The organism is Streptomyces sp. SID1328 (assembly GCF_009865595.1).
Taxonomy (GTDB): domain Bacteria; phylum Actinomycetota; class Actinomycetes; order Streptomycetales; family Streptomycetaceae; genus Streptomyces; species Streptomyces griseoluteus.
Genome location: NZ_WWKH01001042.1, coordinates 1 through 14,703 on the forward strand (window position 1 = coordinate 1; position 14,703 = coordinate 14,703).

13 protein-coding genes and 1 pseudogene are annotated in these 14,703 nt (G+C 72.4%); 11 read left to right on the top strand and 3 right to left on the bottom strand.

Annotation, left to right across the window (positions count from 1 at the left end):
• Positions 1 to 742 (bottom strand): SLATT domain-containing protein (locus GT030_RS33585; RefSeq protein ID WP_161204299.1); only part of this gene is annotated, 742 nt, incomplete at its 3' end.
• A 250-nt stretch (positions 743 to 992) separates the two neighbouring features.
• On the opposite strand from GT030_RS33585, the gene GT030_RS33590 reads away from it, so the two are divergent.
• The 9 genes and pseudogenes from GT030_RS33590 to GT030_RS33630 all read left to right on the top strand — a co-directional run bounded on the left by GT030_RS33590 (position 993) and on the right by GT030_RS33630 (position 9,258).
• Positions 993 to 1,334 carry a YbaB/EbfC family nucleoid-associated protein gene (locus GT030_RS33590; protein WP_130338152.1) on the top strand — a complete coding sequence of 114 codons (342 nt, stop codon included), beginning with the start codon at positions 993 to 995 and terminating at the stop codon, positions 1,332 to 1,334.
• 52 nt (positions 1,335 to 1,386) lie between these two features.
• On the top strand, positions 1,387 to 1,986 hold the full coding sequence (gene recR / locus GT030_RS33595) for a recombination mediator RecR (protein ID WP_135791532.1): 600 nt from the start codon (positions 1,387 to 1,389) through the stop codon (positions 1,984 to 1,986).
• Positions 1,979 to 2,638 (top strand): DUF5063 domain-containing protein, encoded by a 660-nt coding sequence (locus GT030_RS33600; protein ID WP_161204300.1) that lies wholly within the window; start codon positions 1,979 to 1,981, stop codon positions 2,636 to 2,638. Before recR ends, GT030_RS33600 begins: the two co-directional genes overlap by 8 nt.
• Positions 2,639 to 3,035: 397 nt before the next feature.
• The gene (locus GT030_RS33605; RefSeq protein WP_161204301.1) at positions 3,036 to 4,043 is read left to right on the top strand and encodes a hypothetical protein; all 1,008 of its coding nucleotides are present in this window, start codon (positions 3,036 to 3,038) and stop codon (positions 4,041 to 4,043) included.
• 50 nt (positions 4,044 to 4,093) lie between these two features.
• Positions 4,094 to 4,445, top strand: a pseudogene (locus tag GT030_RS33610) (Uma2 family endonuclease).
• A gap of 173 nt (positions 4,446 to 4,618) precedes the next feature.
• Positions 4,619 to 5,896: an aspartate kinase gene (locus GT030_RS33615; RefSeq protein WP_161204302.1), complete on the top strand. Its 1,278-nt coding sequence runs from the start codon at positions 4,619 to 4,621 to the stop codon at positions 5,894 to 5,896.
• Positions 5,896 to 6,954, top strand: coding sequence for an aspartate-semialdehyde dehydrogenase (locus tag GT030_RS33620; protein WP_161204303.1), 1,059 nt, complete (start codon positions 5,896 to 5,898; stop codon positions 6,952 to 6,954). Before GT030_RS33615 ends, GT030_RS33620 begins: the two co-directional genes overlap by 1 nt.
• A 445-nt stretch (positions 6,955 to 7,399) precedes the next feature.
• Positions 7,400 to 7,984 (top strand): SigE family RNA polymerase sigma factor, encoded by a 585-nt coding sequence (locus GT030_RS33625; RefSeq protein WP_130338165.1) that lies wholly within the window; start codon positions 7,400 to 7,402, stop codon positions 7,982 to 7,984.
• An 80-nt stretch (positions 7,985 to 8,064) separates the two neighbouring features.
• Positions 8,065 to 9,258, top strand: coding sequence for a hypothetical protein (locus tag GT030_RS33630; RefSeq protein WP_346009802.1), 1,194 nt, complete (start codon positions 8,065 to 8,067; stop codon positions 9,256 to 9,258).
• Here the strand turns inward: GT030_RS33630 and GT030_RS33635 are convergent.
• Positions 9,255 to 10,058: an SURF1 family protein gene (locus GT030_RS33635; protein WP_161204304.1), complete on the bottom strand. Its 804-nt coding sequence runs from the start codon at positions 10,056 to 10,058 to the stop codon at positions 9,255 to 9,257. The two genes, GT030_RS33630 and GT030_RS33635, sit on opposite strands and share 4 nt — an antisense overlap.
• A 123-nt stretch (positions 10,059 to 10,181) precedes the next feature.
• Between GT030_RS33635 and GT030_RS33640 the strand changes: the two genes are divergently transcribed.
• Positions 10,182 to 11,990, top strand: a complete 1,809-nt coding sequence (locus tag GT030_RS33640; protein WP_161204305.1) for a prolyl oligopeptidase family serine peptidase — start codon at positions 10,182 to 10,184, stop codon at positions 11,988 to 11,990.
• Positions 11,991 to 12,181: 191 nt separating this feature from the next.
• On the opposite strand, the gene GT030_RS33645 is transcribed toward GT030_RS33640, so the two are convergent.
• Entirely contained in the window at positions 12,182 to 13,972 is a 1,791-nt protein-coding gene (locus tag GT030_RS33645) for an NAD-binding protein (RefSeq protein ID WP_161204307.1), read from the bottom strand.
• 161 nt (positions 13,973 to 14,133) lie between these two features.
• On the opposite strand from GT030_RS33645, the gene GT030_RS33650 reads away from it, so the two are divergent.
• On the top strand, positions 14,134 to 14,703 hold a 570-nt coding region (locus GT030_RS33650; protein WP_346009803.1), incomplete at its 3' end, for a permease.

Genomic DNA, 14,703 nt, shown 5'->3' on the forward strand with positions numbered 1-14,703 from the left:
GGGTGCCCGGGGGTGGGGGGAGATAGCGGGAGACGGGGGCGGGGTCCGCGGGCCGGGACACAGGGGGCGGAGGGCAGACCGGGGGACGGCTGCCCCGGAACTCCCGCATCCAGTCCGACGTCTCCGTACGGACCAGTTCCGTCACGTCCTCCGAGAAGCGCCGCAGAATCCCGAGGCAACGTTCCGCCGCCTCCCCCGCCGTGCCCTCCGCGGGACCCAGCACCTCACGCGCACTCTCCGACGCCCAGTCGAACTGGAGCGCCTGCAACCGCCGCAGGACCGCCTGGGCGGTGGCCAGGTCCCGCATCCACCCCGAGGTCAGCCCGAAGCACCGGTCCACCCCGGCACACGCGGCCCCCAGCAGCAACGCCAGGTATCCCCAGGGCGCACACCCCGCAACCGCCCCGGTCGCGTCCAGCAACGGCAGCCCCGCCCCGACCACCACCCCCGCGGCCGTACCGCCCCGCAACACCCGCGCGGCCCGCCGCCGCCACACCCGGTCCGCGAGATACCACTCCGCCGTCCGCAGCGCCCCCGCCTCCACCCACCGGAACAGCTCCCCCAGCCGCTCAGCGGGCTCGCCCCAGTCCCCGAGCGGCAGCGCCCGCCCCACCAGATCCCCGGCCAGAAGTCCGCTCACGTCCAGATCCGCAGATCCCCGGCCCGCCGGAAGCGGAGTACCCGCGGGCCCGTCGCGGCGCTCCTGCGGCGGACGCTCGGGTTGCTGCTCCGGCTGACCCACCCGGTACTCCCTACTGAACACGAACACCGATCGCGCGGCCGTCACACCCGTGGCGGCGCGAAGTGTCCTTCCTACCGCCCAATGGGTGGCGGGGTGCCGCGTTCGTGGGGTGGTACGCCCGGAAGAGGGGTTTGATCAGGTAGGGGGCCGGAGGCGATCTCACTCGAAAGAGTGGCAGCGCGAGGGCCGCCCGGACCACGTAGGCTCGTGCCGAGCAGTGAAGTGGCGAAGACAGACAGGAGACACCCCCGTGATTCCCGGTGGCGGCCAGCCGAACATGCAGCAGTTGCTCCAGCAGGCCCAGAAGATGCAGGCGGACCTCCAGCGGGCCCAGGAGGAGCTGGCGAACACGGAGGTCGAGGGCCAGGCGGGCGGCGGTCTGGTCAAGGCGACCGTGACCGGCTCCGGCGACCTGCGCGCGCTGAAGATCGACCCCAAGGCCGTGGACCCGGAGGACACCGAGACCCTCGCGGACCTCGTCGTCGCGGCCGTACAGGCGGCGAACGAGAACGCGCAGGCCCTCCAGCAGCAGAAGCTCGGCCCGCTGGCCGAGGGACTCGGCGGCGGCGGCATCCCCGGTCTGCCTTTCTGACGCCGGGGCAACTACCGTACGTACCGCAAGGTCTTGAAGGAAAGGCAGTCCGTTGTACGAAGGCGTGGTCCAGGACCTCATCGACGAGCTGGGGCGGCTCCCCGGCGTCGGTCCCAAGAGCGCGCAGCGGATCGCCTTCCACGTCCTCCAGGCCGAGCCGACGGACGTCAAACGGCTCGCGCACGCCCTCATGGAGGTCAAGGCCAAGGTCCGCTTCTGCGCGACCTGCGGAAACGTGGCGCAGGAAGAGCTGTGCAACATCTGCCGCGACCCGCGCCGCGACCCCTCGGTCATCTGTGTGGTCGAGGAGCCCAAGGACGTCGTGGCCATCGAGCGCACCCGTGAGTTCCGGGGCAAGTACCACGTCCTGGGCGGCGCGATCAGCCCCATCGAGGGCGTCGGCCCGGACGACCTGCGGATCAGGGAACTCCTGGCCCGCCTCGCCGACGGCACCGTCACGGAGCTGATCCTCGCCACCGATCCCAATCTCGAAGGCGAGGCCACGGCGACGTACCTCGCCCGCATGATCAAGCCCATGGGTCTGAAGGTCACCCGCCTGGCCAGCGGCCTCCCGGTCGGCGGGGATCTGGAATACGCGGACGAGGTCACCCTCGGCCGCGCCTTCGAGGGGAGACGACTGCTAGATGTCTGACGCCACGCTGCACGCCACGTCGCAGAACCCGGACGACTTCGCCGTCCAGATCGCCGACCAGATCGAGAGCTTCCTGGTCGCCGTCACCGAGGTCGCCAAGGGCGACGAGCCCGGTTCCACCGTGCCCTTCCTGCTGCTGGAGGTCTCCCAGCTCCTGCTGGCCGGCGGCCGCCTCGGCGCGCACGAGGACTTCCTGCCCGACGAGCGCTACGAGCCCGACCCCGGCCCCGAGCTGGACGCGGACGGCCTGCGCGAGAACCTGGCCCGTCTGCTGGACCCGATCGACGTCTACTCCGAGGTCTTCGACCCGTACGCGCCCCGCACCGCGCCGGTCGCCGCCCGGATCTCCGACGACCTGGCGGGCATCATCACCGACCTGCGCCACGGCATGGCCCACTACCGGGCCGGCCGCATCGCCGAGGCGCTGTGGTGGTGGCAGTTCTCCTACTTCTCCAACTGGGGCCCCACCGCCTCCGCCGTGCTGCGCGCCCTGCAGTCCGTCCTCATCCACGTCCGCCTCAACCAGCCCCTGGAGGAACTGGACGGCCTCGACACCGACCAGGACCTGGGCGACGAGGTGCTGGAGATGGAGGCCGGACGGGTCATGGCCGAGGAGATCGGCACCCCGCTCGGCATCCGCCAGCTGCGCTAGGCGTGCCGGTGCCGGGACCGGGTCCATCGCCGCGGGCGGTGACATCGGGTCGGCGTCGACGGGCAGCTGACGGGGACACAGCGGCCGCGTGCTCATCGCCGCAGTTCAGCCCGAGGCTTGAGCCTCGGGCTTCGAGCCTCTTCCATGGGTTTCTGGGCTGGGTGAAAACCAACCCAACCAACCAAGTCCCCAGGTGAGTTGAAGCCGCCTACCTCGAAAGTGTGACTTTCTGTGATCGGCTTGCGTTGGAGAGTAAAGCCGCCCTAGGTTCGCGGCAATAGATCGGCCCCGGTCGGTGCGCCAACACCGGCTCCGGGGCCTAGACCTACTCATCGAACGGAACTCGATGGCGGCTTGCACTCACCCTAGCCCTGCCCTGCCGTCCCCGCAGCACCCCATGGCCAAATCGGGCTATGGCAAGCGCTCTGCCGGTGACGAAAACCCGCACGACGACCCGGACTTCGCACACCTGAGCCCCCGTGACCGCGAGATCGCCGTCTTCGTCGACCACCTCGACGACGGTCACGCGATGGGCTACAAGGCGATCGCAGCCGTCCACCCCCGCTACGGCCAGCAGGCCGTGCGCACGTCGCTGAAGCGCGTCGCCGCGGCCGGCCACCTGCGGCACATCCGCGAGCACCTCACCATCGAGGACAACTCGATGCGCTGGGTGACGCGGACGTACTGGTCACGTACGCCCAGGTCGCCGGAGTGGTGGGCGGATTTCGTGCGCGAGCGCAAGGGTCTGGACGTCACCGACCGGTACGAGTCGGGGCTGGCGCGGGCCGAGGAGGCGGGCGCGGAAGCCGCCCCGGCGGAACCCGGTCGACAGCCCTCCGAGCCGCACCCTGAGGAGCCCTCGGACGAGCCCGGCGCCGCCTACCGCACCCTCGCCGACCTCCGCGACGCGGACCCGCGCATGTCCCTGTCCGCGTCGGACTGCCGTTCCCTCGAATCCCTCGCCGCGCAGTGGCTGGCCCTCGGCGCGACGCCGCAGGAGATCACCAGGGCCCTGACCGACGGGCTTCCGCCCGCCGTCACCAACCCGGGCGGACTCGCCCGCAAACGACTGGAGGACAAGATGCCCCCGACGAAGGCGAAGATCCGGCAGAAGTCCGGTGGCCGCCGCGCCCGCGTCAGCCGCGTGATCATGGCCTGCGCCACCTGCGAGGCGGACGAACGGACGACGGAGATCATCGACGGGATCTGTCGCGAGTGTCATGCCGAGATCGAGGCGGAGGAGGCGGCGGAGGCGGAGGAAGCATGCGGTCCGCCGGTCGGGAACGTCCCGGAGACGTTCCTGCGCGACCCGGCCGACGACACCGGGGTGGTCGACGTGACCCACTGGGCGGCCGAGCTGCGCAGGGCGGCCGGGCTACGGCCCAGGGCGGGGAGGGACGTATGAGCGTGCAGGAGGTGCCGGTCGGGGCACCATGTAGTCGAGGAGGCGACGCCATGACCCCCAGGACCGAACACCGGCCGCAGATGTCCGTCGAGGAGTTCGAGGAGCTCGAACGCCATGCCCCGGAGACCGTGCGGCTGGAGTTCATCAACGGGAGGGTCCAGGGGCCGACACTCCGACACCCATCAGGGCGACCGAGTCGAGAAGCCCGACGGCTACGCCGGGGCAGGTATCCCCGTGTACCTGCTCATCGACCGGGACGACGGCTCAGCCGACGTGTACAACCAGCCGGAGAACGGCCGCTACCTCCACGCTGAGAAGCTGCCCTCCGGCGCCTCCGTCAAGCTGCCCGGTCCGGTCGGCATCATCCTCGACACCGCCCCCCTCAAAGAGTTCGCCGACTGACCGCCTCACCCCCTGTGAGTCACTGCACACTCGTTCACGTACAGCCATCACTCGCGAGGCGCTGGGCAGGGAGTACGGCAGCGGACCGGCGTCTCACCATGCGGTACCCAGGAAGCCGGATTCCCCCGCTCGATAGACTGAGCCGACACAAACGAACCGAGCGAGGAGCGCACGTGGGCCTTGTCGTGCAGAAGTACGGAGGCTCCTCCGTAGCCGATGCCGAGGGCATCAAGCGCGTCGCCAAGCGGATCGTGGAAGCCAAGAAGAACGGCAACCAGGTGGTTGTCGTGGTCTCCGCGATGGGCGACACGACGGACGAGCTGATCGATCTCGCCGAGCAGGTTTCTCCGATGCCTGCCGGACGTGAATTCGACATGCTGCTGACCGCCGGAGAGCGTATCTCCATGGCCCTGCTGGCGATGGCGATCAAAAAGCTGGGCCACGAGGCCCAGTCGTTCACGGGCAGCCAGGCAGGTGTCATCACCGACTCGGTCCACAACAAAGCCCGCATCATCGACGTCACGCCGGGCCGCATCCGCACCGCGCTGGACGAGGGCAACATCGCCATCGTCGCCGGTTTCCAGGGTGTCAGCCAGGACAAGAAGGACATCACCACGCTGGGCCGCGGCGGCTCCGACACCACCGCCGTCGCGCTCGCCGCCGCGCTCGACGCCGAGGTCTGTGAGATCTACACCGATGTGGACGGCGTGTTCACCGCCGACCCGCGCGTGGTGAAGAAGGCCCGGAAGATCGACTGGATCTCCTTCGAGGACATGCTGGAGCTGGCCGCGTCCGGCTCCAAGGTGCTGCTCCACCGCTGCGTGGAGTACGCCCGCCGGTACAACATCCCGATCCACGTGCGCTCCTCCTTCAGCGGGCTGCGCGGCACCTGGGTCAGCAGCGAGCCGATCGAGCAAGGGGAACAGCAGGTGGAGCAGGCCATCATCTCCGGTGTCGCGCACGACACCTCCGAGGCCAAGATCACCGTCGTCGGCGTGCCGGACAAGCCGGGCGAGGCCGCGGCCATCTTCCGGACCATCGCGGACGCCGAGATCAACATCGACATGGTCGTGCAGAACGTGTCGGCCGCCTCCACGGGCCTGACCGACATCTCCTTCACCCTGCCGAAGACCGAGGGCCGCAAGGCCATCGACGCGCTCGAGCGCAACCGCTCCGGCATCGGCTTCGACTCCCTGCGCTACGACGACCAGATCGGCAAGATCTCCCTGGTCGGCGCCGGGATGAAGACCAACCCGGGCGTCACGGCCTCCTTCTTCGAGGCGCTCAGCGACGCGGGCGTCAACATCGAGCTGATCTCGACCTCCGAGATCCGCATCTCGGTCGTCACCCGCGCCGACGAGGTCCCCGAGGCGGTCCGCGCCGTGCACACCGCCTTCGGCCTCGACTCCGACACCGACGAGGCCGTCGTCTACGGGGGCACGGGCCGCTGATGGCACGCACCGGTCGCCCGACACTGGCGGTCGTGGGGGCGACCGGAGCCGTAGGAGCGGTGATGCTCCAGATCCTGTCCCAACGGGCGGACGTCTGGGGCGAGATCAGGCTGCTCGCCTCCCCGCGCTCGGCCGGCCGCAAGCTGGCCGTGCGCGGTGAGGAGGTCGAGGTCGCCGCCCTCACCGAGGACGCCCTCGACGGCGTCGACGTCGCCATGTTCGACGTGCCCGACGAGGTCGCCGCCCAGTGGGCGCCGATCGCCGCCGCGCGCGGCGCGGTCGTGGTCGACAACTCCGGTGCCTTCCGGATGGACCCCGAGGTGCCGCTGGTGGTCCCGGAGGTCAACCCGCACATGGCCCGGATGCGGCCGCGCGGGATCGTCTCCAACCCCAACTGCACGACCCTGTCGATGATCGTCGCCCTCGGCGCGCTGCACGCCGAGTTCGGGCTGCGCGAGCTGGTGGTCTCCTCCTACCAGGCGGTCAGCGGGGCCGGGCGGGCCGGGATCGAGACGCTGCGCGCCCAGCTGTCCCTGGTCGCGGGCACCGACCTGGGCACCGCGCCCGGTGACGTACGGCGTGCGGTGGGCGAGCTGACCGGGCCGTTCCCCGAACCCGTCGCGCTGAACGTGGTGCCCTGGGCCGGGTCGCTGCGCGAGGACGGCTGGTCCTCGGAGGAGATGAAGGTCCGCGACGAGACCCGCAAGATCCTCGGCCTGCCCGCCCTGCCGGTCGCCGTCACCTGCGTACGGGTCCCGGTCGTCACCACCCACTCCCTCACCGTCCACGCCCGCTTCCAGGACGAGGTCACCGTGGACGGCGCCCGCGAGATCCTCGCCACCGCCCCCGGCGTGGTCCTGTGTGACGACCCGGCCGCCGGGGAGTACCCCACACCGGCCGACGTGGTGGGCACCGATCCCACCTGGGTGGGCCGGGTGCGCCGGGCGCTGGACGACCCCACCGCGCTCGAACTCTTCGTCTGCGGCGACAACCTGCGCAAGGGCGCCGCCCTCAACACCGCCCAGATCGCCGAGCTGGTGGCCGCCGAAATGATGTGAGAACCCTGTGCTGTTCATGGGATTCTCCTGGGGAATGTGGCCGGAACCATGGTCCAAACCACTTGTACCCGGCCTTCGTCACGACAGAGGATTTCCCTCCCAGTCCTCCGCAACCGCGCGAGCACCGGGAGCGTCTTTGCCCTCACCCTGGTGCGGCGGGACGTGGATTCCGGGCGCGGGGCGTCGCGGTGGGGCGTGGTGACGCCCTTTCAACTAGGCGTAGGGGAAGAGCGGGACGCATGGCGGCACTTGAGGAACGGTCGGTCGTCGTGAATGTGACGCCCGGCACGTACAACCCTGTCGGGGGTACGCGTGTCCAACTGGCGTGGCAGAGGTACTCGAACTCGCACCGACTCTCTTCGAGCCGGGCGTATCCCCAGCAGCCCGCGGCGCGGCGGCGCTCCGGCCGCCCCGTGCGGCACTCCGTCCGCGTGTGCCCGGCGGCATGCCGGTGATCGCGCCGATGCCCGCCGCGCGCCCCACCCGCATACCCGGCCAGCGCGACGGCGCCGACGACACCGCGGCTGACGCGGCCGCCGGCACGACCGTCGACCATCTCACCGAGACCTACCGGGCGCACTACCGCTCCCTGCTCGGTCTCGCGGCCCTGCTCCTGGACGACACCGCCTCGTGCGAGGACGTCGTGCAGGAGGCGTTCATCCGCGTCCACTCGGCCCGCAAACGCGTCCGGGACAAGGAGAAGACCCTGGCGTACCTGCGCCAGACGGTCGTCAACCTCTCCCGGTCCGCGCTGCGCCGCCGCATCCTCGGCCTGAAGCTGCTCTCCAAGCCGATGCCGGACATGGCGAGCGCGGAGGAGGGGGCGTACGACCAGCTCGAACGGGACTCGCTCATCAAGGCCATGAAGGGCCTTCAGCGCCGCCAGCGCGAGGTGCTGGTGCTGCGCTACTTCGCGGACATGACGGAGGCGCAGGTCGCCGAGACGCTCGGCATCTCGCTGGGCTCGGTGAAGGCGTACGGCTCACGGGGCATCGCCGCGCTGCGGGTGTCCATGGGGGCCAAGACATGAGTGAGCGGGACGAGCCGGCCGACGAGTCGACCACGGGGGCCGACCGACACGACAAGCCGACGCACGCTGGGAACGAAACTGTGAACGACGGCAGCCGCGGGGAGGAGTCCGCCCGTCCGGACGCCTCCGCCGACGCGGAGACACGCAAGCTCGACGGACTCGACGGGCTGGAACGGCTTCTGGAGCTGAGCGGCACGTCGTCGCCCGGCTCCGGGAGGGGCGGCCGCGGCATCGAGGCCGACGGCCTGGACGACGGACTCGGCGCGGACGAGCAGGCGCTGCGGCGGCTGCTGCACTCCGCCGTGGAGGACGTGGAGCCCCGTACCGGCTCGCTGGAGCACCTGCGGCGGGCCGTTCCCGCGCGCCGGGCCCGCAAGCGGCACGCGGCGGTCGGCATGGCGGCGGCGGCCCTGCTGCTCGGCACCGCGATCCCGGCCCTGGTGCACGTCTCCAACACCGGCGGCACCGACCCCAACACCGCGATGGCCGGCCAGTCCGAGTCGGCGCAGGGCACCGAGGGCAAGGGCCGCACCTCCGACGGTGCCACCGGCGGCACCCGTGGCACCACGGGCGACACGCCCAGCCCCGGCAAGGACGGCGGCCGGAAGGACGAGCCCGGCAGGAAGGGGGGCGGCGAGTCCGGCGCGCCCGGCGCCGCGGACCCCTCGGCGAGCCTCGCCTCCGGCACCGCGAGCTGCACCCCGGCCCAGCTGGGCGTCACGGGCAGCGCGAGCGGGCCCGACTCCGCCGGCGTGGTCTACGGCACCTTCCGCGTCGCCAACGTCTCCGGCACCGCCTGCACGGTCACCGGTGCGGGCCAGGTCGGCGCGGTGGCGGTGGGCGCGGCCGACCAGGCCAAACTGAGCGTGGCCGCGCATGTGTCCGGCGACGCGGCGAGCGGGCTGCCCGATCCCTCGCTGGCGGTGTCCTCGCTGGTGCTGCGGCCGGGCGGGGCGTACGCGGAGAAGTTCGCCTTCGTGCCCTCCGAGACCTGCCCGGTGCCGGGCGGTGGCGACAGCTCCACCGGCGGCGGCTCGGCCACCGGCGGGCCCTCGCCCGACCCCTCGCCCAGCGGCGACACGGGCACGACGGCCGGCACCACGGACACCGGCGGCACGGTCGGCGCCGCCCCGCAGCTCGTGACCGTCGACGGCCCGGCCGACGGCAGCGTCCAGGTCACCTACAGCGCGGCCTCCGGCGCGGCGGCGACGGCCGCGGTGCCGAACGCGTGCGCGGGGACGGTGTACTACACCGGCATGCAGTCCGAGAGTTAGACAGTGGTGGGGGTGCCGGCGTCCTCGGGGGCGTCGGCGTCCTCCGTCACCAGGCCCAGCTCGGCGTCGCGGACGGCCTCGGCCTCGCGGCGCAGCAGGCGGAACCACATGAAGACCACGAAGCCGGCGAAGACGAACCACTCGCCGGTGTAGCCGAGGTTCTGGAACGCCTTCAGGTCCAGCCCGGTCCCCACGGGCGCGACGGCGGGCACCGCCTTCATCCCGGCATCACCCCGGTCGAGGGTCACCCAGGCCGCGTACAGCCGGTCCGGCACCAGGTTGACCAGGGAGGCCGGGGTGATGGCGCTGGTCTGCCCGGCGGGCAGACCGCCGGTCGCGGGGACGCCGTTGCTGCCCGGTGACTCGGGGGCCTGGAGCGCACCGGTGACGGTGACCTTGCCGGCCGGGGGCTTCGGCGCCTTCGCCGGGTCGGCCGCACCGGGCAGCCAGCCCCGGACCACGGGGAGGGACTCGCCGGACGGGGTGCGCAGCAGGGTCACGACGTAGAAGCCGGTCCTGCCGTCCAGCTCACGGCCGGGCGAGAGCAGCTGCCTGCCGTACTCGCCGCTGACCACGACCCGCCGTCCCGAGGTGGCCTTGTCCACGGGCAGCATCCGCGCGAGCGGTACCGCCTGCTCGTGGCGGGAGTCCGCCGCCTGTTCGGTGGCGGTGCGATGATCCTGCACCCGCCCCTCGAACCGGCTGAGCTGCCACGACCCCATGAACACACAGAACGGGATGGCGAGCAGCACGAAGACGTTGATGCCCCACCAGCGGGGTGTCAGCAGAAACCGGTACACGCTCCAAAGGTACGGCGCCCCGTTTGTCACCTTCACGGTGGGCCCGGCCCCGGCCGGCCCCGAACCTCGTTGCGGCAGCTCAGGGGTGTCCCGTAACCCGTCGGACGGGTGATCCTAGGGGGCATGGACAAAGCTGACGAAGCTGTGGAGATGCCCGACTGGGAGAAGCGGTTCCGTGCGCCGAGGGTCTCGCTGCCGGACTGGGCCGAGGACGCGCCCGACCGCTCGCTGTTCGTGTCGAACGCGACCGGCACGTACGAGCTGTACGCGTGGGACCGGGCGAGCGGTGCGCAGCGGCAGGCGACGGACCGGCCGAACGGCACGACGGACGGCGTGCTCTCGCCGGACGGCGAGTGGATCTGGTGGTTCGACGACAAGGACGGGGACGAGTTCGGGGTCTGGCGCCGCCAGCCCTTCGGGGGCGGCCCCGACGAGACGGCCGTACCGGGCCTCGCGCCCTCCTACCCGGCCGGGCTGGCCCTCGGCCGGGACGGGCGGACGGCCGTGGTCGGCCGGTCGACCGACGAGGACGGTACGACGATCCACCTCGCGCGCGCCGGTGAGGCGCCGGTGGAGATCTACCGGCACCGCGAGTCGGCCGGCGTCGGCGACCTCTCGCACGACGGCACGCTGATCGCCGTCGAGCACACCGAGCACGGCGACGCCATGCACAGCGCCCTGCGCGTGCTGCGCCCGGACGGCACGGCCGTCGCCGACCTGGACGACACCCGTGGCGGCACCGAGGAGCTGGGCCTGGAGGTGCTGGGCTTCGCCCCCGTCGACGGCGACACCCGCCTCCTCATCGGCCACCAGCGCCGGGGCCGCTGGGAGCCGCTGGTCTGGGACGTGGCGAGCGGCGCGGAGACGGACCTCCCGCTGGACCTGCCCGGCGACGTGGCCGCCGAGTGGTACCCGGACGGCTCCGCCCTGCTGATCGCGCACGGCTTCGAGGCCCGCAGCGAGCTGTTCCGCTACGACCTCGCCACCCGCGAGCTGGACCGTATCCCCACCCCGCCCGGCACCGTCTCCGGGGCGACCGCCCGCCCCGACGGCAGTGTGGAGTACCTGTGGTCCTCGGCCGCCGAGCCGCCGGTGGTCCGCTCCACCAGCGGTGACGTCGTGCTCGACCCGCCCGGCCTGAAGAGCCCGCCCTCGGTCGAGGTGGAGGACGTGTGGGTGGACGGTCCCGGCGGCCGTATCCACGCCCTCGTCCAGAAGCCCGCCGGGGCCACCGGCCCCCTCCCGACCGTGTTCGACCTGCACGGCGGTCCCACCTGGCACGACAGCGACTCCTTCGCCGCGGGCCCGGCGGCCTGGGTGGACCACGGGTACGCCGTGGTCCGCGTCAACTACCGCGGGTCCACCGGGTACGGGCGCGCCTGGACCGACGCCCTCAAGCACCGGGTCGGGCTGATCGAGCTGGAGGACGTGGCCGCGGTGCGCGAGTGGGCGGTCTCCTCCGGGCTCGCCGACCCCGAGCGCCTCGTCCTCACCGGCGGCTCCTGGGGCGGTTACCTCACCCTCCTCGGCATCGGCACCCAGCCGGAGGCGTGGACGGTGGGCATCGCCGTGGTGCCGGTCGCGGACTACGTCACCGCGTACCACGACGAGATGGAGGCGCTGAAGGCCATGGACCGCACCCTCCTGGGCGGCACCCCGGAGGAGGTCCCGGACCGCTTCGCCGCGTCCTCCCCGCTGACCTACGTCGACCAGGTCAAGGCCCCTGTCTACATCTCCGCCGGCGTCAACGACCCCCGCTGCCCCATCCGCCAGATCGACAACTACGTCACCCGCCTCCGCGACCGCGGCGCCCCCCACGAGGTCTACCGCTACGACGCGGGCCACGGTTCCCTGGTGGTGGACGAGCGGATCAAGCAGGTCCGCCTGGAGATGGACTTCGCCCGGCGGCACCTGGGGGGATCGGAGGAGTAGAGCTCCTCGGCCGGGTCTCGCCAGGTCCCGGCGGGGGGGGGCGATCACCCGGCCGGGACCGGCTACGGCAGCGCGCGGTCGGGGTTCCGCCGCCCGTCAGGGCCCCGCGAGGCGCGCGGGCCCGGCGGATGGGCACTCCGCCGCGGGTCGGGACAGGCCCGTCGGGCAACCGCTGCCTCCACCGGGACGGTTCAGCCGAACTCCGCCAGCCCCCGGCGCGTCGCTGCGATCACCACCCGGTCGTCCTTCGTGAGGAGGTGGTCGGGTGGGGTGTCGGGGGCGTTCTCGACGGCGAGGGCGCGCCAGACGCCGGGTTCGAAGGCGGAGGCCAGGGTGCGGCCCTCGAGCTGGGGGCGGTTCGCGACGACGACCGACGCGAAGACGAGGACCCGGCGTTCCACCGGGACCGCGCCCAGGACGCGGCGGCCCAGCATGGCTCCGGCGAAGGCGGGGGCCGAGAGGTGGGAGACGCTGCGGCTGCGGGTGGTGGCCAGGGGGTGGGCGACGCGCAGGGTGCGGTACACGGCGGTGGCGAAGTCGTCGTCGTACAGGCGCAGTACCACGCGGAGGTCGGGACGGACGCCGCGCGCGTACAGCACGGCCTCCAGGTTGGTGGTGTCCGCGCTGGTCACCGCGAGGAGGGCGTGCGCCCGGTGGATCTTGGCCGCCTCCAGTACGCCCTCCTGCGTGACGTCCCCGATCACCACCGGCACCCGCAGCCGCCGCGCCACCGCGAGCCCGCGCGCCTCCGGGTTGCCCTCCACGCACACCACCGGCACGTGCAGCTCGCGCAGCCGGATCAGCACCCGCGTACCGATCTTCCCCAGCCCCAGCAGGACCACGTGCCCGCCGAGTCCGCGCGGAGGCTTGCGCAGAGCGGACTGTGTACGGAAGGTGCCCAATCCCTCCAGTACGGCGGCCAGCAGCACAGGGAGCAGCAGCAACCCGACCAGGCCGGAGAGGAGTTGGAGGATCTGGCGTCCCAACGGCTCGTGCAGCGCGGGGTCATCGATGGCGAAGAGGTCCAGCAGGGTCAGGTAGAAGGCCCGCAGGGGATGAATGTCGGTCACGATCGACAGGGCCACCGCGAGCGCGATCACGCAGCCTGCGAGTACCGCCAGCGACCATCTCAACTGCTTGGAGAACAAGGAGGAGAGCGGCGGGACACCGCCCACGCCCAGCCCGTTCCCCGGTGCCGCGCCCTCCGTCGCCGAGAACCGCTCCAGCATCACCCGGGACCGCGCGCCGGCCCGCCGTACCTCCTCGTCGTCGGGCAGCAGCACCGGCCCCTCGTCGTCGCCGTCGGCGGACAGCAGGGCGAGCGTGCACAGGCCGGGCGGTTCCGGGCTCCCGGCCGGAGGCGCGACCCGTTCCACCGCACGCAGCAGCAGCCCCTCCGCCTGGATCACCTTGCCGGTACCGGCGACGGCGGTCGCGGCGAGCGCGGGCGCGGCCGTGTCGGCGTCGGAGAGCACGGAGGTGGCCGCGTCCCTCAGCGCCTCCTCCGACTCGCCCACCAACACGGCGGCCTGATCGAGGAGTTCCTCGATGTGCTGGCCCAACCGCCGGTTGTAGAGCCGCAGTACGAGCCGCAGCCGCGGGTTCAGCCGCCGCGCGGTCAGCGCCGCCCGGATGTTGGTCTCGTCGTCCTCGTAGACCAGCGCCAGCGCGGCCGCCCGCTCCACGCCCGCCTCGGCGAGCACCTGCTCGGTGAGGAACTCGGCCTCCAGCACCCTTTCCCCGACCGCGCGTTGGCCGGACGCACCGGACTCACCCCCGCCCGGCACGGGCCCGCCCCGGCCGACCGCCACCGAGACCACCCGGTCGAAGAGCGCCGCCGGAGCCGACCGGGGCCGCCCCACCACCGGCCGCCGCGCGGTACGGGCGTTCGGCGGCACGACGAGCACGACCTGCTCGTCGTAGACTCCGCGCAACTCGGCGGCCAGCCGGTGCGCGAGACCGTCGTCCCCGCACACCACCATCGGCGCCGACGTGCCACCTGAACCGCCCTGGTACGGAACGCTGTTCGCCACGAGGGAAAAGACTGCCCCAAGAAGGCGGCCGGTTCCAGTGATCACTTGAACGGCCCCACCCGCGGCCGCGTACCGCACAGCAGCCGCACCCAGCCGGAGGTACCCCACCCGTGGCCATCACCGAAGACGCCCCGCCCGGTACCGAGCCACCCGCTGAACGGTCCCGTGGTACCGGTACCCGGCTCAGCTCTCCCCTGGTCCTGACCCTGGTGCTGCTGCTCGCCGTCCTCGCCCAGGCGCCGATCCGGGGCGCGCTCGGCACCCCCGTGATGCAGAGCTGGACCACGGTGTTCGTCGCCGTCACCGTGCAGGCGCTGCCCTTCCTGGTCCTCGGGGTGCTGCTCTCGGCCGCCATCGCCGTCTTCGTTCCGCCCGCCTTCTTCGCCCGCGCGCTGCCCGGCCGGCCCGCGCTCGCGGTACCGGTCGCGGGGCTGGCGGGCGCGGTGCTGCCAGGGTGCGAGTGCGCGTCGGTGCCGGTGGCGGGCGCGTTGGTACGGCGGGGCGTGACCCCGGCGGCCGCGCTGGCGTTCCTGCTGTCCGCGCCCGCGATCAACCCGATCGTGCTCACCGCCACGGCCGTCGCCTTCCCGAACAACCCCGAGATGGTCCTCGCCCGGTTCGCCGCGAGCCTGCTGGTCGCCTGCGCGATGGGCTGGCTGTGGCAGCGGCTCGGCCGCGCC